The sequence below is a fragment of the Leucobacter komagatae genome, from assembly GCF_000834055.1.
In the GTDB taxonomy this organism is placed as follows: Bacteria; Actinomycetota; Actinomycetes; order Actinomycetales; family Microbacteriaceae; genus Leucobacter; species Leucobacter komagatae_A.
Genome location: NZ_JXSQ01000007.1, coordinates 25,805 through 46,749, shown reverse-complemented (window position 1 = coordinate 46,749; position 20,945 = coordinate 25,805). Strand labels below are relative to the sequence as shown.

23 protein-coding genes are annotated in these 20,945 nt (G+C 65.4%); 11 read left to right on the top strand and 12 right to left on the bottom strand.

Going from position 1 to position 20,945, the window contains the following annotated elements; translation table 11 throughout:
- Positions 1 to 6 precede the first annotated feature (6 nt).
- Together SD72_RS07195 and ilvA are read left to right on the top strand one after the other, a co-directional pair.
- Complete coding sequence (locus SD72_RS07195) at positions 7 to 1,209, top strand: AI-2E family transporter (RefSeq protein WP_042543765.1); 1,203 nt, start codon at positions 7 to 9, stop codon at positions 1,207 to 1,209.
- Positions 1,206 to 2,450, top strand: coding sequence for a threonine ammonia-lyase (gene ilvA / locus SD72_RS07190; protein ID WP_042543764.1), 1,245 nt, complete (start codon positions 1,206 to 1,208; stop codon positions 2,448 to 2,450). Before SD72_RS07195 ends, ilvA begins: the two co-directional genes overlap by 4 nt.
- An 82-nt stretch (positions 2,451 to 2,532) precedes the next feature.
- Here ilvA and greA read toward each other — a convergent pair whose 3' ends face one another.
- Together greA and SD72_RS07180 are read right to left on the bottom strand one after the other, a co-directional pair.
- Complete coding sequence (gene greA, locus SD72_RS07185; protein ID WP_042543763.1) at positions 2,533 to 3,015, bottom strand: transcription elongation factor GreA; 483 nt, start codon at positions 3,013 to 3,015, stop codon at positions 2,533 to 2,535.
- A gap of 116 nt (positions 3,016 to 3,131) precedes the next feature.
- Positions 3,132 to 3,554: a DUF4307 domain-containing protein gene (locus SD72_RS07180; RefSeq protein ID WP_042543762.1), complete on the bottom strand. Its 423-nt coding sequence runs from the start codon at positions 3,552 to 3,554 to the stop codon at positions 3,132 to 3,134.
- A gap of 84 nt (positions 3,555 to 3,638) precedes the next feature.
- On the opposite strand from SD72_RS07180, the gene mca reads away from it, so the two are divergent.
- From mca to recQ, 3 genes are read left to right on the top strand one after another with little or no spacing between them, the layout of a single operon-like run.
- A complete protein-coding gene (mca, locus tag SD72_RS07175) occupies positions 3,639 to 4,508 on the top strand; it encodes a mycothiol conjugate amidase Mca (protein WP_198141902.1) in 870 nt (289 codons plus the stop codon).
- 8 nt (positions 4,509 to 4,516) lie between these two features.
- The gene (locus SD72_RS18215; RefSeq protein WP_232299676.1) at positions 4,517 to 4,867 is read left to right on the top strand and encodes a hypothetical protein; all 351 of its coding nucleotides are present in this window, start codon (positions 4,517 to 4,519) and stop codon (positions 4,865 to 4,867) included.
- Positions 4,770 to 6,734, top strand: coding sequence for a DNA helicase RecQ (recQ, locus tag SD72_RS07165; protein ID WP_420038420.1), 1,965 nt, complete (start codon positions 4,770 to 4,772; stop codon positions 6,732 to 6,734). The genes SD72_RS18215 and recQ overlap by 98 nt, the downstream gene beginning before the upstream one ends.
- Positions 6,735 to 6,753: 19 nt before the next feature.
- Here recQ and SD72_RS16900 read toward each other — a convergent pair whose 3' ends face one another.
- The 3 genes from SD72_RS16900 to trhA all read right to left on the bottom strand — a co-directional run bounded on the left by SD72_RS16900 (position 6,754) and on the right by trhA (position 10,244).
- The gene (locus SD72_RS16900) at positions 6,754 to 7,977 is read right to left on the bottom strand and encodes a leucine-rich repeat domain-containing protein (RefSeq protein ID WP_052492534.1); all 1,224 of its coding nucleotides are present in this window, start codon (positions 7,975 to 7,977) and stop codon (positions 6,754 to 6,756) included.
- Positions 7,964 to 9,379 (bottom strand): hypothetical protein, encoded by a 1,416-nt coding sequence (locus tag SD72_RS07155; RefSeq protein WP_042543761.1) that lies wholly within the window; start codon positions 9,377 to 9,379, stop codon positions 7,964 to 7,966. Before SD72_RS07155 ends, SD72_RS16900 begins: the two co-directional genes overlap by 14 nt.
- A gap of 73 nt (positions 9,380 to 9,452) precedes the next feature.
- Entirely contained in the window at positions 9,453 to 10,244 is a 792-nt protein-coding gene (gene trhA / locus SD72_RS07150; protein ID WP_084766897.1) for a PAQR family membrane homeostasis protein TrhA, read from the bottom strand.
- 122 nt (positions 10,245 to 10,366) lie between these two features.
- Between trhA and SD72_RS07145 the strand changes: the two genes are divergently transcribed.
- Complete coding sequence (locus SD72_RS07145; RefSeq protein WP_042543760.1) at positions 10,367 to 11,152, top strand: isoprenyl transferase; 786 nt, start codon at positions 10,367 to 10,369, stop codon at positions 11,150 to 11,152.
- A gap of 42 nt (positions 11,153 to 11,194) precedes the next feature.
- Positions 11,195 to 12,496, top strand: coding sequence for an amidohydrolase family protein (locus SD72_RS07140; protein WP_042543759.1), 1,302 nt, complete (start codon positions 11,195 to 11,197; stop codon positions 12,494 to 12,496).
- A gap of 113 nt (positions 12,497 to 12,609) precedes the next feature.
- Here SD72_RS07140 and SD72_RS07135 read toward each other — a convergent pair whose 3' ends face one another.
- Both SD72_RS07135 and SD72_RS07130 read right to left on the bottom strand, forming a co-directional pair.
- Positions 12,610 to 13,101, bottom strand: a complete 492-nt coding sequence (locus tag SD72_RS07135) for an S-ribosylhomocysteine lyase (RefSeq protein ID WP_042543758.1) — start codon at positions 13,099 to 13,101, stop codon at positions 12,610 to 12,612.
- A gap of 208 nt (positions 13,102 to 13,309) precedes the next feature.
- Entirely contained in the window at positions 13,310 to 13,573 is a 264-nt protein-coding gene (locus SD72_RS07130) for a hypothetical protein (protein WP_042543757.1), read from the bottom strand.
- Between the two features lie 355 nt (positions 13,574 to 13,928).
- Between SD72_RS07130 and SD72_RS07125 the strand changes: the two genes are divergently transcribed.
- The 3 genes from SD72_RS07125 to SD72_RS07115 all read left to right on the top strand — a co-directional run bounded on the left by SD72_RS07125 (position 13,929) and on the right by SD72_RS07115 (position 15,724).
- On the top strand, positions 13,929 to 14,483 hold the full coding sequence (locus SD72_RS07125; protein ID WP_157000501.1) for a TetR/AcrR family transcriptional regulator: 555 nt from the start codon (positions 13,929 to 13,931) through the stop codon (positions 14,481 to 14,483).
- Positions 14,480 to 15,040 (top strand): dihydrofolate reductase family protein, encoded by a 561-nt coding sequence (locus tag SD72_RS07120; RefSeq protein ID WP_042543755.1) that lies wholly within the window; start codon positions 14,480 to 14,482, stop codon positions 15,038 to 15,040. The genes SD72_RS07125 and SD72_RS07120 overlap by 4 nt, the downstream gene beginning before the upstream one ends.
- 123 nt (positions 15,041 to 15,163) lie before the next feature.
- Positions 15,164 to 15,724, top strand: coding sequence for a phosphorylase family protein (locus SD72_RS07115; protein ID WP_052492533.1), 561 nt, complete (start codon positions 15,164 to 15,166; stop codon positions 15,722 to 15,724).
- On the opposite strand, the gene SD72_RS07110 is transcribed toward SD72_RS07115, so the two are convergent.
- Complete coding sequence (locus tag SD72_RS07110) at positions 15,721 to 15,984, bottom strand: hypothetical protein (protein WP_232299674.1); 264 nt, start codon at positions 15,982 to 15,984, stop codon at positions 15,721 to 15,723. The two genes, SD72_RS07115 and SD72_RS07110, sit on opposite strands and share 4 nt — an antisense overlap.
- A 25-nt stretch (positions 15,985 to 16,009) precedes the next feature.
- On the opposite strand from SD72_RS07110, the gene SD72_RS07105 reads away from it, so the two are divergent.
- Positions 16,010 to 16,525 (top strand): CGNR zinc finger domain-containing protein, encoded by a 516-nt coding sequence (locus tag SD72_RS07105; RefSeq protein ID WP_042543754.1) that lies wholly within the window; start codon positions 16,010 to 16,012, stop codon positions 16,523 to 16,525.
- Positions 16,526 to 16,534: 9 nt separating this feature from the next.
- On the opposite strand, the gene SD72_RS07100 is transcribed toward SD72_RS07105, so the two are convergent.
- From SD72_RS07100 to SD72_RS07080, 4 genes are read right to left on the bottom strand one after another with little or no spacing between them, the layout of a single operon-like run.
- Entirely contained in the window at positions 16,535 to 17,563 is a 1,029-nt protein-coding gene (locus SD72_RS07100) for an AI-2E family transporter (RefSeq protein ID WP_198141908.1), read from the bottom strand.
- Entirely contained in the window at positions 17,500 to 18,786 is a 1,287-nt protein-coding gene (locus tag SD72_RS17360) for a TIGR00730 family Rossman fold protein (protein ID WP_198141901.1), read from the bottom strand. Before SD72_RS17360 ends, SD72_RS07100 begins: the two co-directional genes overlap by 64 nt.
- Entirely contained in the window at positions 18,771 to 20,201 is a 1,431-nt protein-coding gene (locus SD72_RS07085; RefSeq protein WP_042543753.1) for a bifunctional pirin family protein/GNAT family N-acetyltransferase, read from the bottom strand. Before SD72_RS07085 ends, SD72_RS17360 begins: the two co-directional genes overlap by 16 nt.
- 23 nt (positions 20,202 to 20,224) lie before the next feature.
- The gene (locus SD72_RS07080; protein ID WP_084766893.1) at positions 20,225 to 20,680 is read right to left on the bottom strand and encodes a DUF3817 domain-containing protein; all 456 of its coding nucleotides are present in this window, start codon (positions 20,678 to 20,680) and stop codon (positions 20,225 to 20,227) included.
- Positions 20,681 to 20,945 lie beyond the last annotated feature (265 nt).

Here is a 20,945-nt window from a genome sequence, read left to right as displayed (position 1 = left end):
GTGGACGTGGAAGAGCCGAACAAGACCACTGATCAGGCGTCGCCAACGGAACGTGCTGAGCAGGAACTGCCCCTTGGCATGCGTGTTGCGGCTGCCTGGTCGTGGCGCCTCATTATTATTGCCGTCGCTGCCGGCGGCCTGATTTGGGGCATTGTGCAGGTGCGGATCATTGTGATCCCGCTGCTCATCGCGATCCTCCTCACCGCGCTACTGAACCCGCTCGTCGAGTGGTTTGTGCGCAGGGGCCTTCCGCGGTGGTCCGGGATTGTGGCGGCCCTCGGCGTCTTTGTTGCGGCGCTGTGGGCGCTCATTTGGCTGATCGTCACGCAGCTCCGTGAGGGGTTCGGTGACTTTTCGAAGCGTTCGGTCGAGGTGTGGAACGAAATCCTTGAGTGGGTGCGTCACAATACGCTCGGGATCCCCGTCGACCAACTGCAAGACTTCGTCGACCAGGCCCTGAAGCTCCTCGAGGACAACCAGGGAACCCTGTGGACGGGCGCGCTCGGCGTCGCGACGACGGCAACACAGCTCGTCGCTGGCCTCTTGCTCACTATCTTCTCGCTCGTGTTCCTACTCATCGACGGCAAGCGCATCTGGTACTGGGTCGTCGGGTTTGCCCCGGCGCGCGCCCACGCGGCGTTTGACGCCTCAGGGCGCGCCGGCTGGGTATCGGTTGGACAGTACGTTCGGGTGCAGATCTTCGTGGCGTTCGTAGACGCCTTCGGCATCGGCCTTGGGGCTGCGATTCTCGGCGTGCCGTTCCCGGTGCCAATCGCGATCCTCGTCTTCCTCGGTTCGTTCATCCCGTTCCTTGGTGCGATCGTCACTGGAGGCCTCGCGGCATTCATCGCGCTCGTTTACAACGGCCCTGTGACCGCCCTCATCATGGTTGGCGTTGTCGTGCTGGTGAACCAGATTGAGGGGCACGTGTTGCAGCCGCTCGTGATGGGCAACGCGGTTCGCGTGCACCCCCTTGGCGTCGTACTTGCGGTGACGACGGGAACGCTGCTTGCCGGCATTCCTGGCGCCCTGTTCGCCGTGCCGATTGCGGCAGCGGCCAATGCGATCGTCAGCGTGCTCGTCAAGAAACAGTGGCAGTCGGGCACGGACCCCGCTGCGGAATTCCATCGAAGAGACCAGGTACATCGCGTTGCGAAAGCGCGCGCCAAATCAGTTGCGAAACACGCGCGGAAAGGACCCATCGCATGAGCGAGGCCTACACGGCTCCAACGCTTGAAGACTTTGAGCGAGCACTCGAGCGGGTACACCGAATTACGCAGCGAACGCCGCTCGAGAGTTCCCGGTTCCTCGCAGGCATCAGCGGCGTACCGCAGGTATTCCTGAAGTGCGAAAACCTGCAGCGTACGGGAGCGTACAAACTGCGCGGTGCCTACAACCGGCTCCTGCTACTCACCCCGGAGGAGCGTGCGCGCGGTGTCGTCGCGGCTTCGGCGGGCAATCACGCCCAGGGAGTCGCCTTCGCCGCGCGCGAGCTGGGTATCAAGGCGACCATCTTCATGCCGAAGGGTGTCGCGTTGCCCAAGCTGCAGGCAACCCGCAACTATGGTGCGGAGGTGCAGCTCGCCGGGGACATCTTCGACGAGACGAGTGTCGCGGCACAGGAATTTGTCCGCGAGACCGGCGCGGTCTTCATTCCTCCCTTCGACGACCACGCGGTGATCGAGGGGCAGGGCACTGTTGCGCTTGAGATCCTCCAACGCGCGCCAGAGGTCGAGACCATCATCGTGCCCATCGGCGGCGGCGGGCTCATCTCGGGCGTTGCTGCTGCGGCCAAGCAGTGGGCGGCGAAGCAGGGCAAGCCCATGCGGATCATTGGGGTGCAGTCAGAGAACGCTGCGCCATTCCCGGTGTCGCTCGAGGCGGGGGAACCCACGACCGTCAAAACGTTCCCGACGATCGCCGACGGAATCGCGGTGGCGCGTCCGGGGGAGCGCAACTTCGCGGCTGTCCGGGAGTTCGTCGATGAGATCGTCACCGTGAGCGACGACGACATCGCGCGGGCCATCGTGTTCCTGCTGGAGCGTGCGAAGCTTGTCGTCGAGCCCGCTGGTGCCGCCGGCGTCGCCGCAATGATCGCTGGCAAAGTTGCGCCGTCTGGTACGACAGCGGTGATCCTCTCAGGCGGCAACATCGACCCGCTGCTGCTGCAGCGCGTGATCGGGCACGGGCTTGCCGCCTCTGCACGGTACACCAAGCTGCGCATCCTGCTGCCTGACGTTCCTGGCCAGCTTGTCCGCACAGCGACCATCGTTGCGGAGCAAAACGCAAACGTCGTCGAGGTGATCCATACGCGGCACGCAACAGAACTGCCCGTGAGCGAGGTAGAGCTCGAGCTCCACATCGAAACGCGCGGCCCAGAGCACGGCGAGGCCGTGGCTCAGGCGCTCAGGGACCAGGGATACCAGGTACGCGTGGGCGAGCGATACTGACCTCACTATTCACGCAATCGGGCCAGGAAGGAAGCGCGGAGCTTCCTTCCTGGCCCGATTACTTGAATCGCGGTTCGGTGACCTACGCGTAGGTGTCGACTGCGACGACCTTCACGGGGATCTCTTTGCCGTTCGGTGCGGTGTAGCTTGCCTTGTCGCCGACCTTCAGGCCGAGGATCGCTGCGCCAAGCGGGCTCTCCGCGCTGTACACGTCAAGATCTGAGCCGTCCGCAAGATTCCGGTTGCCGAGCAAAAAGCGCTCTTCGTCCCCGAATACCTCTGCGGTGACAACCGTTCCGACGACGACCACGCCGTTCGCCTCGGGCGCGTCGGCGACGGTTGCGTGCTTGAGGAGCTCGGTGAGGTCGCGGATCCGCGCCTCCATCTTCCCCTGCTCGTCCTTGGCGGCGTGGTAGCCGCCGTTCTCCTTAAGATCACCCTCCTCGCGAGCGGCTTCGATGCGCGCTGCGATGTCCTTGCGGCCCGCACCAGTGAGCTCGTCGAGTTCTGACTGCAAGCGGTCGAATGCTTCCTGCGTCAGCCAGGTCTGAGTGGGCTCGGCCATGGTGTCCTCTTTTCTCGGGAGCGGAGCGCTCACCTAGGCGAGCATCACCGCTGATCTAAGACAAACGCCCCGTCATGCAGGGCGCCGCAACTAGGGTATCAGTGTGATCGGGGTCGCTAGGGCTCGACAGGCCAGCATGCTTTCGCGTGAGCAGCAGTCGAGGGCCCGAGGGTGACGATGTCGACGGAGACCTGCTGCGACCTGCCGTCGATAACGGGAAGATCGATGATGCGCCAGCCGACAGTGGCCTTCGACGTGTTGAGCGCCTCGACGGCGCAGCTCACCTGCACCCCGGGGTCGGCGTTCACCTCGAACCTCGTTGTTGCGCTGTACATGTTCGACTCGCCGGCATCATTGTTCAGGGTGAAGCCGATGTTCTGAAAACCGGTCGTGCTTTCCCGCCAGTTACCGAACGCAATGACGACAAGACCGACAACAATTGCGACCGAGGCGAGTGTCCAGCCGAGTCGGCGATCCCACCGTTTCGAGCGCGTCGCCCCGTAGCGGTCGGCTACGGCGTCGCTGACGATTTCGGTCACGGCGAACCTCCGGTGTGTGCTGGCTAGACTAGTCCCGTGCCAGCGTAGCGGGAACGCTTGACTGCTGCATGTGAAAGGACGTTGATGACGCTCAGAATGATCGCCGTACACGCGCATCCCGACGACGAATCGAGCAAGGGGGCCGGCACGTACGCGCACTACCTTGATCGCGGTGTTGAGGTGCTCATTGTGAGCTGCACGGGTGGGGAACGCGGCGACGTGTTGAACGAGCTCGCTGCTCGGGATCCCAAGAGCCGCCGTGACCTCGCAGGACTCAGGCGTAGCGAGATGGCGCGCGCGAAAGAAATTATTGGGTTTGATCATGCGTGGCTCGGCTACGAGGACTCTGGCCTGCCCGATGAGGGGGAGCCGATTCCTGTCGGCTCGTTCGCTCATATTCCGAAGGAAGTTTCTGCTGAGGCGCTCGTGCGACTCGTGCGTGCGTTCAAGCCGCACGTCATGATCACGTACAACGAGCAGGGCGGATACCCGCACCCTGATCACATTCGCACCCACGACATCAGCATGATCGCTTGGGAAAAGTCGGGAGACGCGAGCGCATACCCGGACGCAGGACAGCCGTGGGAGATATCGAAGATGTACTACGAGGACATCTTCAACTCCGAGCGTGTCAAAGCGATCCACGCTTGGCTGCTCGAACACGAGCCGACGTCGCCACTCATTGCGCGTTTCGAGGAGATGGCCGATTGGCTGCTCCGCCGCGGCTTCACGGGGACGGCGAAGGTCAACGTTGGCCGCTTCCTCGACAAGCGAGACGACGCACTCCGAGCGCATGCGAGTCAGGTCTCGCCGGACAGTTCGTTCTTTTTCTGGCCGAATGAGGTCCAGTTGCAGGCGTGGCCGTTCGAGGATTACCAGCTCGCAGGTTCGCGCGTCCATACCAACGAGTTTGAAGCCGATTTGTTTGAAGGAATTGAGGAGGACGCGCTATGAGCGTTGTCATGAGTGCTCTGCACACCGTGCAGACGGCCACCGCGCACGCAGCTATCGCGATTGCGGCGCAGAACGGTCAGGAATTCGACCCGAATAAGGTCACGCCCGGACCCGAAGGATTTATTGCGACCGCCGTGTTTGCTGCCGCAGTGATCACGCTTGGATTCTTGCTGGTGAAGCGCCTGAGGCGCAATGGTTACCGGTCTGAGATTCGCGAAGAGATCGCTGCGGAGCTCGCCGAGACGGGCACGACGCCGGCCGGTGGCAGCACGTCGGAGAGCGGTTCGGCCGACGCCGGCAGTGCTGACGGATCTGGTGCTGTCCCCGACAGCAGTGGATCGCGCCCGGACGGCGCCTAACCGCGGCATGACGGGCACGGTGCGCGACCCCCAGGAGATCCTCTCGGGGGTCTTCGGCTTCAGCGAGTTCCGCGGCGAGCAGGAGGCGATCGTTCACCACGTGATCGCGGGCGGCGACGCCGTCGTGCTCATGCCGACCGGCGGCGGCAAGTCGCTCTGCTACCAGATCCCGGCGATCGCGCGCGCGGGCACGGGCATCGTGCTCTCGCCGCTCGTCGCGCTCATGCACGACCAGGTGATGGCGCTCCGCCTCGCGGGCGTGCGGGCGGCTGCGCTCAACTCCTCGCTGGCTCCCGAGGAGCGCCGCGCGGTCGAGGCAGCGTACCTCGACGGCGAGCTCGACGTGCTCTATCTCGCGCCCGAGCAGCTCTCGTCGCCAGGCACTGTCGACTTCCTGAAGCGCGGCCGCGTCGCCCTGTTTGCGATCGACGAGGCCCACTGCGTCTCGCAGTGGGGGCACGACTTCCGGCCCGACTACCTGCGGCTCGGCGCGCTCGCGACCGAGTGGCCTGACGTGCCGCGGATCGCGCTCACCGCGACAGCGACGCCGGAGACGCACCGTGAGATCACTGAGCGGCTGCACCTCGGCGAGGCGCGGCACTTCGTGTCGAGCTTCGACCGCGCGAACATCCGCTACCAGATCGTGCCGAAGCAGAACGCCCGCGCGCAGCTGCTGTCGTTCGTGAAGGGCGAGCACTCGGGCGAGGCGGGCATCGTCTACGCGCTGAGCCGGAAGCGCGTCGAGCAGACAGCCGCCGCGCTTCGCGACGCCGGCGTCGACGCAGTCGCCTACCACGCTGGGCTGCCGGCCGACGTGCGCCTGAACGCGCAGACCCGCTTCCTCCGCGAGGACGGCGTCGTTGTCGTCGCGACGATTGCGTTCGGCATGGGCATCGACAAACCCGACGTGCGCTTTGTCGCGCACATCGACCTCCCGAAATCGGTCGAGGGCTACTACCAGGAGACTGGCCGCGCGGGCCGCGACGGAGCCCCGTCGGAGGCCTGGCTCGCCTACGGGCTCGCCGACGTCGTGCAGCAGCGCCAGTTCATCGACTCGGGCGATGGCGACCAGACGACGCGGGCGAACCAGACCAGGCACCTCGACCACATGCTCGCGCTCTGCGAGAGCGTGACCTGCCGGCGCCGCTACCTGCTGAACTACTTCGGCGAGGTGGACGCCCCGGCGAACTGCGGCAACTGCGATGTCTGCCTCGACCCGCCGAAGCTTTGGGACGCGACGGTTCCGTCGCAGATGCTGCTCTCCACGATTATCCGCACGCAGAACGAGCGCGGGCGCACCTACGCGGCCGGCCAGCACATCGACGTGCTGCGCGGCGTGGGCTCCGAGCGCGTGACGCAGATGAAGCTCGACGAGCTTTCCACGTGGAACATCGGCACCGACTGGTCGGTCGCGCAGTGGCGGGGCGTCGTGCGGCACCTCGTCGCCGTCGGCTTGCTCGAGGCGCGCGGCGAGTGGGGCGTGCTCTGGCCGAGCGAAGCAGCGAAGCCCGTGCTGCGCGGCGAGGAGCAGGTGCTCATGCGCGAGGAGGTCATCTCGCGGGCGAGCGGCTCGGGAGGCGGATCGCGCTCTGGCGGCAGCAAGCGCGCCGCGGCTGCGGCCGATCTCTCGCCAGAGCAGGCCGAGGTGTTTGAGCGGCTGCGCGAGTGGCGGGCCGCTGAGGCGAAGGAGCAGGGCGTGCCGGGCTACGTAGTCTTCGGCGACGCGACGCTCGCAGCTCTCGCCGCGCACCAGCCGACGAGCGACGAGGGACTGCTCGCGATCAGTGGCATTGGCCAGGTGAAGCTCGAGCGCTACGGCGAGGCCGTGCTGCGGGTGCTCGCGGGCGGCGAGGCCGCGGGGGAGTAGCCGGGCGGTAGCCCAGCGGCTACAGCCGGCTGCGCGCTGCGGCTCCCTCCACGGCGGCGCGGTCGCGCGCTGTCGCGCGGGAGCGGAGCCAACCGATGACGCCGAGCGCGGCCGCGGCAGCGGAACCGATACCGATCCACTTCCAGATCGGGGGTCGCGGCTTCGCCGTGACATAGGCAGCGCCGGCGAAGCCGGTGTCTGCCGAACCGAGGATGAAGGGTTGCGCCCAGGCCAGTTCGATGCTGCCTGGCTCGAGCAGCACGATGCCGTCTGCGGTGAGCTTGTAGTTGGGCGCGGGCGTGAGCGCCAGGGCGTCGCCGGCGATGCCCATGGCCTCGAAGCTGATCGTGTCGCCGACGCGGGCCTCCGGCAGCTCGATTCGCTGCATGGAGAGCTCGGCGAACTGCATGTTCTTCAGCGGCTCGATCGGCGAGATGTCGGTCACCTGGTTGCCGAGCAACGTGAGGTGCTGCAGGTTGAGGAGGCTCCTGAGCGGCTCGACATCCGTGATCTGGTTTCCGTCGAGCAGCAGCGTTTCTAGTGTAGAAAGACTTGACAGCGGTGTGAGGTCAGCAAGCTGATTGTTTTCTGCCGCAAGGAAACGGAGTTCCGTGAGGTCTGCAAGCGGGCTGAGATCAGCGACATCGTTCGATTCCAAGAGCAGTGCTTGCATGCGCTTGAGCCCGCTTAACGGTGTGAGATCGTTGACCCCATTGGCCTGCAGGTGGAGCGTCTCGAGCTCGGTGAGCTCTGCCAGCGGGGTGAGATCGGAAATGCCGTTTCCGTTGACGTTCAGCTCTATGAGGTGGCTGAACGCAGTCAGCGGCTCGAGCTGCCTGAGCCCGGCGCACTCGATGCCGAGCGACTTGAGTTGTGTGAGGCCGAGGATCGGCTCGAGGTCGAGCGCCGGCGCCGTGTCGCAGCGACGATACGGGTCGCCGGCTCGAACCGAGAGCTCGGTCAACGCGGTGGCGCCCGCGAGCCCCGTGAGGTCTTTCACGTCGGGGCTCTCGCACCGCAGCGTTCGCAGGTTGGCGAGCTCGGCCTCGATGACCGGTGCGTCTGGCGCGTGCCTGAGCGCTTCGTTGACGCAGGCCCGGAGCGCCTGGTCTGGCACCGCGCCCTCCGCGGCAACCGCCGGCGTCGTGGAGAGCGCGGCGATGCCTACGGCCAGGCTCCCGACTGCGGCGAGGATGCGCCGCCGCATGGCTGCGCGCTGCGCGGAGCGATTACTGTGTGTCATCTGCGGCCATCATAACCAGGAGGTCGGGAATCGCCGGAGACAGCGGGGGCAGGTCTGCCGGCACGGCGCTGTCAAGCAGCGGGTCTCTGACGCGGGCGTCGTCGAGCTCCGCGAGATAGCGGGCAACGGAATCCATCACTGACTGCTCCACGGAAACCAGGTCGTCGAGCACGGCCCGCACGGTTAACGCTGACTCGGCGACTTCGCCAGCCAGGTCAAGCGTGACCGCCCGAAGCAGGTACGTAAGCTCGTCGATCTCGGGCGCGGCCCCGGCCGGCGTTCTGCCAACGTGCTGGCGGCCTGCCGCACCCGCCACCAGGCAGCCAGCGTTGGTCTCGGCGACCGCGGTGAGCTCGGCGGCGAGGGCGGGGAGCTCGACGGCAATGAGGTTCTCGATGATTTCGGGGTTGTACGCCAGCTCTGTGCCTGTGGGCGACGCCTCGGGCACCCTCAGGTCGAGCTCGCCCTGGCTCTTGCCGATCGCCGCCATATGCTCCCGCATTTGCGTCGCGAGCCGGGATTCGCGCTGCGCTATCCAGGAGTCGAGCTTGTTGAGGCCGCGGGAGAGCTCGTTGATCAGCGCAGAGTAGGTGCCGGCTTCTGTGGGGTGCCAGAAGACAGCGTTCCCGCGGTCTGCACCCGCCGCATCTTCACTCACCTTGGCGAGCTTGCTGGCCATGCCGGCGAACTTCCCGGCCGCGCCGGGCAAGAGCCCTGCAACGTCGAGAAGGTAGGCGAACTGGCCGAGCCCCTTCTCGAGCGTCGGGGTGCTATGCTCGGCAATCGCACGCATTCCGTCGTCGACCGCCCGCACGATCTCGGGGACTTTCCTGTTCACCCCGCTCCAGATGCTTCGCTGCACGGTGATAGCATTCGACCTCACCTGCGCGACCACGCCAAACGCGTTGACGACGCCCGAGAGCTTCGCGAGGAGCGCCTCCTCCATCGTGCGAATCGCGCCCCCGCTCATGTCTGCGAGGGCGAGCCCAATGTTGGTGAGCGGGGTCGCGAGCCCAGGGTTCGCGCCAATGACTTCGCCGGTTGTCGACAGCGCCATGCCAGCGCCGTACTTGTCGATGGCTGATGTGCTCTTTTGGAGGGCCGGGTCAAGCCTTCCGGCAGTAGGAACCTCCCGCCAAGGCTCCACAATCGCGTCGACCGTCGAACGCACTTGCTCGAAGCACTCCTGATAGTAGGCAGTTGCCTCGCCGCTGACCTCACCCAGAATGGCGATTACGCCACCGCCACCGCCGCCAGAGGGTCGGGTGAGCGTGGCAGTGTGCGAGCCCGTGGGGTCAAAGTACACCCCGCCACGTATGGCCCAGTTATAGCCAGACTCAGACACGACCCAGGCGTCGACCGCCGAGTCTTTCAGGGAATTGAGGAGGGTCTCGTCGATCAAGCGGCCGGTGCTTTCTGCTACTCGAACGTCGCCCCGCCGCGATATACGGCGTAGCGTCCCCCCGAGCGCAAGCTTAGCGCAGGCCGAGCGGGTCGAGCGCAAGCAGCAGGGCTGCCGTCCAGTGGCATAGGAACGCGAGCGCCGTGGCAGCGTGGAAAATCTCGTGGAAGCCGAAGACGCCCGGCACGGGGTTCGGCCGCTTCGTCGCGTAGGCGACAGACCCGAGCGTGTAGAGCAGGCCCCCAACGATCACGAGCACCATCGCGGCGAGATTCGCCCGCGCGATGTCACCGAGATACATGACAGCGGCCCAGCCGAGCAGCAAGTACAGTGCGACATAGAGCCAGCGCGGAGCGCCGATCCAGAACATGCGAAAACCGATGCCGAGCGCGGCGCCGGCCCAGACGAGCGCGAGTAGCAGGTTCCCCTGCGCTGGCGGCAGCGCGAGCAGGGCGATCGGCGTGTACGTCCCCGCGATGAGGAGGAAGATGTTCGCGTGGTCGAGGCGGCGAAACAGCTGCTTCGTTTTCGGCTGCCAGTCGATGCGGTGGTAGAGCGCAGAGATGCCAAAGAGCAGCATGCTCGTGAGCATAAACACAGCGGACGCCCACTTCGCGGTCGCGCCGTGCGCGAGCGAGATGAGCACGATACCGCCGGCGACCGCAACGGGGAATGTGCCGGCGTGGATCCACCCTCGCCAACGCGGCTTCACCTCGGCGGCGATCTCCGCACCGTTACCGCCGCCATGATCTGCCTCGTGCGCGAGCGCGTCTTCGAGCAGCGGAATCGCGAAACGGTCTGGGTCTGAGTGGCCATGCGGCTGATCGGGCGTGCCCGCCGCGTCCTCGGCATCGGAAACGGTCATGCTCTGAGTGTATGTTCCCCACAGCTGCGGGTGCGCATATATGTAGGGGATCCCCACGGGGCGTGCCGACAAGTTGAGCAGATACCCGGGAGTCACCTCACGCAAATCGCTAGACTACCCAGGTGAGTTCCCTGCCCCCGTCGCCGCGCACCGGCCTGCTGTACCGTCTGTACCAGCGGCGGCTGCGGCGTGAAATTGTCGAGGCACAGGTTCCGCATCACGTCGCGATCATTGTTGACGGAAACCGGCGTTGGGCGAAGCAGCGGCTCCAGGAGAGAGCAGCCTTCGGTCATCGCGCCGGCGCCCGGAAGGTTCCCGAGTTTCTCGGGTGGTGCGAGGCATCTGGAGTGCAAGTTGTCACGCTGTACCTGCTCTCCGCCGACAATCTTGGCGCGCGTGGCAGCGACGAGCTCAAGGACCTGTTTGGGATTATCGGCGAACTCGCCTCCGAACTTGCACGAAATCCCGATTGGCGTGTGCAGCACGTTGGATCGTGCGACGGCCTCGACCCCGAGCTTGCAAGCGCGCTCGCCGCCGCAGAGGAACGCACCCGAGGTAACACCGGTCTGCACGTGAACCTCGCTGTCGGTTACGGCGGACGCAGCGAAATCGCCGCCGCCGTGCGCAGCGTCATCGAAGCGCATCAAGCAGAGGGCGGCACTCTTGACACCCTCGCCGAGACACTCACTCCCGACAAGATTGGCGAGCACCTCTGGACGCGCGGCCAGGCGGACCCCGACCTCGTCATCCGTACGTCGGGGGAGCAGCGCATCTCCGACTTCATGATTTGGCAGTCGGCGCACTCAGAGTTCTACTTCGTTGAGGCGCTCTACCCCGACCTGCGCGAGGTCGACTTTCTGCGCGCACTGCGCGACTACTCCTCACGGCAGCGCCGCCTCGGCAGCTGACACGGCCTGCGCCCGACGCGCTCCTCCGGGTACCCTTGCAGCATGACGACCGAGACAGTTCTCCGCGCCGACGCTATGCTCACGCCCGCCGGAACGATTGCGCCCGCCGAGCTCGCATTCGACGAGACCGGACGGATCACCTATGCCGGCCCGCCGCGTTCCGCGAGCGAGGTGACACATGACCTGGCAGGTCATGCGCTCATGCCGGGGCTCGTCAACGGTCACACCCACTCGGCGATGACACTGCAGCGCGGCGCCTCCGATGACGAGGGGTTCATGCAGTGGCTCGCGACGGTGCAGGGGATCGAGCAGCGTGTCACCCACGACGACCTCGTCGTGGGGCTCGAGCTCGCTCTCCTGGAAATGATCGAGACGGGCACCGTGGCGTTTGCTGACATGTACTACTGGGACGAGGCGCTCATTGAGCGTGTCCGTTCAGCGGGCATGCGAGTCTTTGCAGCGCTCGCCTGCAACGCGAATGATGACGTAGCGTTCCCATCGGTATCGTCACTGACGGGGGCGAATGTTCTCGACGAGGTCGAGCGGCTTGCGACGAAGTACCGGGAGGATCCGCTGGTACGCGTCGGCTTCGGCCCGCACGCTCCCTACACCTGCACCCCAGAATTCTTGCGTGAGGTGCGTGAGCGAGCGCTCGCCGGCGGGATCCCGATCCACACCCACATTTCCGAGTCCGCCGCTGAGGTCGCGCAGATTCGTGAGCAGTACGGCGAGACGCCAGGTAACTATCTCGCCTCGCTCGACTTCTTCGACGCGGAGGTCCACGCAGCACACTGCGTCCACCTCACCGAAGCTGAGGTGGCGGTGTTTGCTCAGACAGGCACGTCCGTGAGCCACAACCCTGTGTCGAATCTCAAGCTCGGAAACGGGATCGCGCCGTTGCCGGAAATGATTGACGCTGGGCTGAAGCTCGCGATCGGAACGGACTCTGTCGCGAGCAACAACTCGCTCGACCTGTTCGAAGAGCTCAAGCAGGCGACCATATTGCACCGCGGGGCGCGGCAAGACGCTGCGGCGGTGCTCGGCCCGCAGACCATTGACATTGCGACGAGAGGGGGAGCGGCAGCGATCGGCTTCCCTGACTCTGGCGCACTCGCGGTTGGGCGTTTCGCGGATATCGTCGCCGTTGATCTCACTGTCACGACCGCTACGCCGCTGCCGCCGGAGAATCTAGTCGCGCACCTCGTGTACGGCGCAACGGGTCGGGATGTGCGGGAGGTCTTCATCGGGGGGCGCCACGTGTATCACGACGGTACGCACCTCACGCTCGACGCTGACGCCGTCCGTGAAAAGGCACGGGCAGCGCGTGCACGATTGGTTGGCTAGCGCACCGAGCGGAGGCTCGCCCGGAGGGGCGAGCCTCATCCGGGAGGGCGAAAGGTCGGCGGGGTGACGCTCTCGCTAGACGATGACGCTCTCGCTAGACGATGACGCTCTCGCTAGACGATGACGCTGCGGTCGAACGCGTCGACGCTGATGCCCTGCGAGAGGACCTGCTTTGACCACTCCTTTGCGGAGTGCAGGCTGTGATCGCGGTAGTTGCCGCAGCTCTCCGCCGTTGTTCCCGGGACGTCGGTCCACTCGACGCGCTCGACGAGGTCTGTGAGGGAAGACTTGATCGCCGTCGCGACCTCAGTCGCGGTCGGCTCGCCCCACACGATCATGTGGAAACCGGTTCGGCAGCCGAACGGGGAAATGTCAATGAGGCCATCGAAGCGCGTGCGCAGCAGCGCTGCGATGGTGTGTTCGATGGTGTGTAGACCGGCGGTCGGGATCTCGCCCGCGTTCGGCTGCACGAGCCGAATGTCGAAGTTTGAGATCGCGTCGCCCTTTGGCCCGCGTTCAACCCCGATGAGTCGCACGTAGGGCGCGAGCACCTTCGTGTGGTCTAGGGCGAAGCTCTCTACCTGTGCAAGTTCGACGTCACTCATGCGGCCAGTGTAGCTCTGTGGGCTGGCGATCTGTGCGTATGTGACGCGGGGCTACGGTGCTGCGGCTGCGGCTGCGGCTGCGGCTGTTGCTGTTGCCGGGGCTACGGTTCGGCTGCTGCTGTTGCTGTTGCTGCCGGTGGCGCACGCAGCAGCCCCGCCGGCCTGCTAGTGCAAGGCCGGCGGGGCTGCTGATGATTCGGGTGCGGTGCTACGCGGCTCGGCTGAGCGCGATTCGTGCTGCTGCGCCGTCTGACTCGACGGCAACGTTCCAGCCGGCGCGATCAAGCCGAGCGAGATCGCGACGTGCCTCTGGGAGGGTGTCGGTCTCGACGACGTAGAGCGTGCGCCCTGCGCTGCGGTAGACGGAGCGGTGCTGTGCCCACTCGGGAATCCGCATCGTTGCGTCTCCACCAAGCGAGTGGTACGGAGTACGTGGCGCCGGGCGGATGGGTGTGATGTTCTGTGAATGCATATGGGTAGTCCTTTCAAAGCCGCGCCATCTTCCTGATGCGCGGCGGCAATCAGCACGCTGTGCTGTGTGCAGACACAATGCGTACTCGGCCTCAAGTGAGGCGGTGGATCCGTGTGGATCAGTGAGAGCTGCTGCGCGCTTCGCTGGAATGAAGACTGGCCCTGCACTGGACGAAATCGCGGTCGCATGCAAGCTCTGTCATTCATCATAGAACAGGTCTTCGAAAAACGCCAGCGTGTTGGCAAAAAACTTTCGAACCTCTGTGCGGGCGTTGGGAGGGGCTGTTGGCTGTGGTGTGGATATTGCGAGGGGTTGACACTTGCCTCGAGTTAGTAAATACACGTACACTAACTGCATGGCCCGACCCCGCACCGCATCAGACGCCGAGATAGTGGCGCGCGTTTCTGGCTATCTCGCCCAGCGCGAGTGGCCGGCTGCGAGCTGGGCGCTCGCAGAGGTAGCCCCCGCTGCCGGCCTCAGCCCGGCGGGGCTGGTGAAGCGGTTTGGGTCGCGCGAGGGGCTCCTGCTGGCGCTCGGCAGGCACTGGGTCGACGGCATCCCGTCTGCGCCCACGACCGCAGAGCCGCTGACCGAGCTTCGGTGGTTCGCGCGGGACATGTTTCTCGTGCCGACGGCGGCCGCAGCGGTCGGGGGTATCGGTGACCTTGTCGCCGATCTCGCAAGCGCAACAGCTGCGGCAACGCTGGCGGAGGGGCGCGCAAAGCAGCACGGCTACGTAGCGGCGCTCCTTCGCAAGCTCGCATACCCGCGCGCAGGCGAGCCTGAGCTTGCCGCGCGGATACTGCTTGATGCACTACACGGCGTGCTCCTCAGCCAGGCAGCAGATGCCGCTGGCGTTGCGCTCTCGCCGGATGACACCATCGATTATTTCTTGGAGCTGTGGATATGAGTCAACAACGTTTGTGGCGCGGCCGGGCCTTTCTCGGGGCAAGCCTCGACGGGTACATCGCGGGGCCGGGTGGCGATCTCGCGTTTCTCGAGTCAGCGCCGGGCAAGGGGCGGCACACGCCGACATCGGATTCAGTGCCCGCGCTTGTCTGGGAGACGTTCTTTCCGCAGATCGATACGCTCCTCTTGGGCCGCGCCACCTACGAGAAGGTGCTCACATTCGGGGATTGGCCATTCCCGGGGTTGCGCGTGTTCGTGCTCAGCACCACGCTCTCCGACAGCGATGCGCGGGTGAGCGTGGTGCGTTCGGTGGAAGATGCAGTGGTCGCACTCGAACGCGTTGAGGCGCGGGAGGTGTACGTCGATGGCGGAAAGACGGTGCAGGAATTCCTCGCCCGCGGTTTGCTTGACGAGCTCACTGTTTCAACGCTCCCGGTGGTCATCGGGGGCGGAACTCGTCTGTTCGCGCCAGGTGCGCGCGCGGAGTTCGCCGTGCGCGGCGCCCACGTTGGCGAAGATGGCCTCGTGCGTGTCACGTATGAGGTGCTCCGCCCCTGACCCTGCTCGCCGTCAGGCAAGATACGCTGGTCTCATTGGGTCGTTCGGTGGCGAGTCGGGGAAGGGTTGCTGCCCGAACCTTTCGCGCACAGCGGCTGGTTGCGTTGACGTTGAGGAGAAAACATGAGTGACCGTCACCCCCTGCTGGTTTTCGCACACGCGGACGAGGCTTCCGCGTTCGAAGGCGTCCCGCACCTGGTTACCGGTGTCGGCAAGGTGAATGCCGCAGTGTCGCTTGCGGCAGCGCTGCGTGAGGGGAGCGTCGATCGGGTCATCGTGCTCGGAACGGCTGGCGTGGTTGGCGAGGGTGCTGACCGTCTCTCACTCGACACGGTCTATCAGGTAACCGAGCTCGTGCAGCACGACTTTTCCCTGCCGTCGCCGGCCGTCGCGCCAGCGGGCGAGGTGCTGCTGGCAGAGACCGCGACCATGGCGACTGGCGATCAGTTCGTGAAGGACGACGCGCAGCGTGCCCACATCGCCGGGCTCGGTGCTCAACTCGTCGACATGGAGGGGTACGCCTACGCGAGCCTGTGCGCCCGGCTTGGGGTTTCGCTGCAGGTGTTCAAGATTCCGTCCGACTTCGCGGACAGTGCCACCACCGACGCGGAGTGGGATGAGATCGTATTCACCAAGAGTCGCCAGCTGCGCGCATTCTGGGAAGCGCGTCTCGCGCAGCGCTAGCCAAGAGCCGAAGTCGCTCGCTGGCTGCTCGCCTTGCCGATGTCTCGCGACAGTTGGCGCGCTGCGGGTGCGTTCTCGCGCAGCTCGATGCGCCGGTCGCCGCACCTGCTGCAGCGCGCGTAGCTGATGAGACCCTCGGATGTTGGGTGGCTCGATTCGGTGCGCCACGCATGCCGGTGCGGATGCGGTGGCGTCTGGGGTGTGCCCCGCCGGGCTGCGGCCTCGGTGTTGCGGATCTGAATGTCGTGTTGTGCGCTCATAGGTCAATCGTGATGTAATGCCCTTATGCATCTCAACCCTTACGGCACGTACGCGGTACAGCTGGCTGCGTCGCTCGCCAATGATTGGCCAGCTGACCGCGGTGGAATCGAGGAGCGCACTCGCGAGTTCGGGATGACCATGGCTTTCACTGAGCAGCCAGAAGACCATGCCGACACCCGCGACGTGATCGATGAGTGGCTGCGCGTTGTCGACGCGGACTCGCCTGAGCGGCGCGCAGAGATCCTGAACGTTCTCATGGCGGACGCCGCGGCCTATCCGCAACTGGTGAATCACGACGACGAGGGCTGGCACCTGCACTACCGTGACGACAGAACGTCCCTTCCCAGCGTGCTTCGATCGGTGATCCCGGTCGGTACGGCGCTACACCTCACAACGCGCGGCGTCACGCGGCTTGGCAGGTGCCAGGCGCCGCCGTGTGTGCACGTCGTCGTCGACGTAACGCGCAATGGCACGCAGCGCTATTGTTCCGTGCGGTGCGCCAATCGCGCCGCGGTGAGACGACACCGAGCGCGTGGCTGAATGCGCAGCTCACTGGGGGCGCGGTGTGCTGGCCTCCGTCGCTGAGTTGTCACCGGAGAGCCAACGCAACCAGCTCATACCAGGGTCACGCTCGAGGACGAGCGCGCGAACGAGGAGCGTCAGCGGAATGGCGAGGATCGCACCGAGCGGGCCGATGATGAAGGTCCAAAACAGCACGGAGACGAAGCTCAGCGTGAGACTCAGGCTCACGGCATCGCTCACAAACTTTGGCTGGATGAGTACCTGCAGGAGCACGTTGGCAACGGAGTAGAGCACGATCACGGCGATCATGAGCGACGGGCCCCCGACGACGAGCGCGAGGATCGCAGGCGGGATGAGGCCGAGCACAAAACCGATGTTGGGCACAAAGTTCGTAACGAACGACAGGATCGCCCACACCAGCGGGGCCGGGACGCCAAGGGCCCACAGTGCCAGGCCATCGACAACGGCGACGAGGAGCCCGAACGCCGCGTTCACGACATAGTAGCGTCGGACATTGCTGTTGAAGTTCGCGAAGCGACGCACGCGGGCCCCGGCGCTGGGGCCGAAGGATCGTCCGGCCCTGGCGAAGCGACCAGCGTCTGCCGCCATGAAGATGGCGTAGGCGAAAATGAAGAACAGGGCGGTGAGGATCCCCAGGATGCTACTCCCGAGCGACGTCGCGTAGCCAACGATCTGCGACGGCGTGAGGATCGATGTGATTCCATCGGTGATTTGTTCGCTTAATCCCAGCGACGTGAAGAACTCGAACAGCGAGTCTGCTGTCGCTCGCAGGTCGGGCGCGTAAGCGATGACGAGCTGGGTGAACTCCGCTGTTGCGAAGGCGAGCATTCCGGCGAGCACCAGGAGCACAGCCCAGGAGAGCGCGACGACGAGCGAGGTCGAAACCCAGCTCGGCCAGCCGAGGCGGTCGAACGGGCGTCTGAGTGGGCTGCAGATGATGACGATGACGGCAGCGAGCGCGAGGGGCCCGATCACCTCGCGGGCAAGCGAGACCCCCGCGAGCACCACGACCGCGGCGGCAAGACCGAGCAGCACAGCGAGCGACGGGGGGAGGGTGCTCCGAGGCGGGCCTCCCACAGTGGTCGCTGGCGCGGGCGCTGCGCCATCGTTCTGGCGGTCTGTAGCGTCTTCCATGCCCTCAGCGTAATGTACTGAGGTTTTGCCGGCATGGGTGAGCCGGAGGCTCGCGGCTTCGGGGACCGAGATCCAGACTCCCGAGCTCCAGCCCCAGAGCCCCAGCCCCAGAGCCCCAGCCTCCCAGCCGAGCGTGAGGTCGTTACTACGTCCACTTCGGACGCGGGGGCTCCCATCTCGCGATCTTCGCGAAGAGTTCCTCTGGAGTCGTTGCCACGATGAGGGAGGCGCGTGCGGCGGGGGGAAGAGAAGCCGGCGTCCACCATTGCATCGAGTGCAGCAAGCAGCGGCTGCCAATACCCGGCAATGTCGTAGAGCGCGACGGGTTTCGTATGGATCCCGAGCGTCACCCAAGTCCACACCTCGAAGATTTCCTCGAGCGTTCCAGGGCCGCCAGGCAGCGCGACGAACGCATCGGTGAGCTCGGCCATGCGGCGCTTGCGTTCCGGCATCGCGGGGACAACTTCGAGCCTGGTGAGGCCCGGGTGCCCGGTCTCTCCTGCGAGGAGGGACTCTGTGATGACGCCGAACGCTTCTCCGCCCGCGGCGAGAACCGCGTCGGCGACGGTGCCCATCAAGCCCACTTTTCCGCCGCCATAGACGAGATCGATTCCGGCAGCGGCCATCGCTGATCCGAAAGCCGTCGCACCGGCGGCGAATTCGGGCTTCCGTCCGAGCGCAGAGCCGGTAAACACCGCGAGGCGCTGTGGAGGCCTGCTACTGCTCGAGATCGCAGGGAACACGTGTTCGGTGTTGAGTGGTGCCATCGCGGGATGTGGCACGGCCGGATCCACCCACTCGAGGTGCTCGATCTCAGCGAGGGGCCGGTCGACAGCGACGTGGGGGTGTTCGAAGACGTGCGCGAGCACATCCCGTGCCGGTTCGTTTGCCGCTGGCGAGCGAAACTCGCCGAGGCCGCGCAACCAGAGCGGGTTCAGCTCGACGCCCAGTTCCTCGCGGAATTCACGAACGGCGGTGTCCCGCGGATCCTCGCCCGGCTCGGGCTTGCCGCCCGGAAGCATAAGCGTCGATGTGCCGCGCTTGCGGACGTTCAAGACACGACCCTCTGGGTCGCGGATAACGACCGCGCTTACTCGGATGGGCTCGGCTACGTGTTCGGCCAATCGACGGACTCCTCGTATTGTGGGTGCTTTTTGAGCCAGGCCGAGACGAAGGGGCAATAGGGGACGATGCGAAGTCCTGCCCCATGGGTATCCGCGATGGCTTCCGCTACGAGAGTACCGGCGAGGCCGCGGCCACCAAACTCTGGCGCGATTTCAGTGTGCACGAATGCGCGCCCACCACCCGGCGTCACACGGTAGTCGGCGAAGCCGGCAAGCGCGTCATCGAGGTAGATCGCGTAGCGGCGTTCGCCCGGCTCGTGTGCGACGCGGATCGACGATGGCTGTTCTACCAATGGGTCCTCCTCGGTTGGTGTGGTGGGGGCGGAAGCGGACGGGTGGCTGCGCTGAGCAGCCGGCGACGCCCCCGGCGTCGTTGGTGTTGTCGGGGTGGCCTCCGGTAGCGGGGGGAGCTGACTCCTCGGGAGCAGACGCGCGGTGGGGAGCGCCGGTGCAGGGAGAGGCGGCTCGGGCTCTCCGTCTGGGAGGCCATAGCGAGATCCTTGCGAGGAAGCGCCTGACTCTGCGTCCGCGATCGTCGCTTGCCAAGCGTCGCGTGCCGCGGCCACTTCCTCGTGGCTGCCGCCGATGAAGTTCCACCACATGACGAGTTCCTCGTCGAGCGGTGCTCCGCCAATCACGAGTAGTCTCGCGCCATCCGGGCCGGCAGCAAGCTCGATGGTTGGGCAGCCGGCCGCGGCAAAGCCGAGCTCCTCGCGTGCGAGCTCTGTCGGCAAAGACTCGCCAGCTGCAAGCGTCGTCGATCCGTGGTCAACGAGCACACCGTGTTCGTGAGCAGGGTCAACGGAGAGCGTGAGCGATGCGCCAGGGGCAAGGGTGAGTTCGGCGCCTACGAGCGGTGTGTGGGTCGCGACGGGCGAGACCTCGCCGAGCAGCGAGCCGAGGAAGACCTTGGCGGTGAATCCCTCGCCCGTTACCGTTGGCGGCGCGTAGTGGTCGAAACGTTTCTCGATCCCGCGTGCTCGCTCGGGCAGCGCAACCCACAGTTGGGCGCCGTGGAGCACAGTGGTGTCTGCTGTGGATCGCTCGGAGTGGCTAATCCCCGACCCCGCGGTCATGAGGTTGAGTTCACCCGGCTTGACGAGAGCATGATTTCCGGCACTGTCGCGGTGTTCAATTGTGCCGGAGAAAAGCCAACTCACCGTTTGGAGGCCGGTGTGCGGGTGTGCGCGGACATTCATCCCGCCCGTATCTGCAACGCTGTCTGGCCCATAGTGGTCGAGGAAACACCAGGCTCCGATGAGGCTTCTGCCGCGCTGCGGGAGCGTTCGTCTCACCGGCATGCCGCGCAGGCCACCCAGGGGTACCTCCCGCGGCTCAAGGACTTCGACGTGGCCAGGTTCGCCCGGCCCCGCAGCGCAACGGCGCTCCGTGGGGTTGCTCTCTAGATTGCTCATGGGATGCCTCCTTTCGGAGGATACTAGCCCTTTGGTATGGGTGGGCCTAGCCAGAGGAGCGTCACGAAGACGAGCACGATGAGGATCACGATGAGGGTGATCGCGAGGATCGGGCGCCGAAGTATCCAAGCCTGCACGTGTTCAACAAATCCCGCTGGTGCGTCGCCACCTGGGCGCAGCCGCCACGGTCCGGCAAGGAGGCCGCGCCGATCGAGCGACCGCTCGAACGGGTACGTCGCAAACGGGACGACAGCGAGAAGTAGCCCCGTGATTCCCGTGCCAACTCGCCAGCGTTGGTTCACCCACACGAACACTGTCGTTACCCCGTATGCGAGGAAGATAAAGCCGTGTATTCCGCCTGCGATGCGGACAGCGCCATCGGTCACACCCGTCGCGCGGAGGATGAGCGCGGCAATGAGGCCTGCCCAGGTGATCACTTCTGCGGTTGCGAACAGCCGGAACAGATTTCTCGGGGTCATAGTGCTTTCCATTTTGCCCCATCCGCTTGAGAAAGCGCGCTGTGCGCGTGTGCTAGCCGGGTGGATCCGCTGCTTCGCCGCGCGTCGGAGCGAAAAACCTTGACATGGCATGGCGGTTATCGAGAGGGTATAGCCATATGAGCTTTTGCATTGTGTTGGCTGGGACTTCCCACAGCGAATTGAGATGAAATCAATGGTAAAGGTTAAGGGTCGCTCCGATAGGAGCGCCACAGCGACGGCCGACGTTGCCGGTTCGCCGAGCATC

Bases quoted from the DNA above. Each gene is read 5' to 3' on its own strand.
- ilvA (WP_042543764.1), top strand. From the start codon at position 1,206: ATGAGCGAGGCCTACACGGCTCCAACGCTTGAAGACTTTGAGCGAGCA.
- greA (WP_042543763.1), bottom strand. From the start codon at position 3,015: ATGGCCGAGCCCACTCAGACCTGGCTGACGCAGGAAGCATTCGACCGC.
- mca (WP_198141902.1), top strand. From the start codon at position 3,639: ATGACGCTCAGAATGATCGCCGTACACGCGCATCCCGACGACGAATCG.
- SD72_RS18215 (WP_232299676.1), top strand. From the start codon at position 4,517: ATGAGTGCTCTGCACACCGTGCAGACGGCCACCGCGCACGCAGCTATC.
- SD72_RS16900 (WP_052492534.1), bottom strand. From the start codon at position 7,977: ATGACACACAGTAATCGCTCCGCGCAGCGCGCAGCCATGCGGCGGCGC.
- trhA (WP_084766897.1), bottom strand. From the start codon at position 10,244: ATGACCGTTTCCGATGCCGAGGACGCGGCGGGCACGCCCGATCAGCCG.
- SD72_RS07140 (WP_042543759.1), top strand. From the start codon at position 11,195: ATGACGACCGAGACAGTTCTCCGCGCCGACGCTATGCTCACGCCCGCC.
- SD72_RS07135 (WP_042543758.1), bottom strand. From the start codon at position 13,101: ATGAGTGACGTCGAACTTGCACAGGTAGAGAGCTTCGCCCTAGACCAC.
- SD72_RS07130 (WP_042543757.1), bottom strand. From the start codon at position 13,573: ATGCATTCACAGAACATCACACCCATCCGCCCGGCGCCACGTACTCCG.
- SD72_RS07125 (WP_157000501.1), top strand. From the start codon at position 13,929: ATGGCCCGACCCCGCACCGCATCAGACGCCGAGATAGTGGCGCGCGTT.
- SD72_RS07120 (WP_042543755.1), top strand. From the start codon at position 14,480: ATGAGTCAACAACGTTTGTGGCGCGGCCGGGCCTTTCTCGGGGCAAGC.
- SD72_RS07115 (WP_052492533.1), top strand. From the start codon at position 15,164: ATGAGTGACCGTCACCCCCTGCTGGTTTTCGCACACGCGGACGAGGCT.
- SD72_RS07110 (WP_232299674.1), bottom strand. From the start codon at position 15,984: ATGAGCGCACAACACGACATTCAGATCCGCAACACCGAGGCCGCAGCC.
- SD72_RS07105 (WP_042543754.1), top strand. From the start codon at position 16,010: ATGCATCTCAACCCTTACGGCACGTACGCGGTACAGCTGGCTGCGTCG.
- SD72_RS07085 (WP_042543753.1), bottom strand. From the start codon at position 20,201: ATGAGCAATCTAGAGAGCAACCCCACGGAGCGCCGTTGCGCTGCGGGG.
- SD72_RS07080 (WP_084766893.1), bottom strand. From the start codon at position 20,680: ATGACCCCGAGAAATCTGTTCCGGCTGTTCGCAACCGCAGAAGTGATC.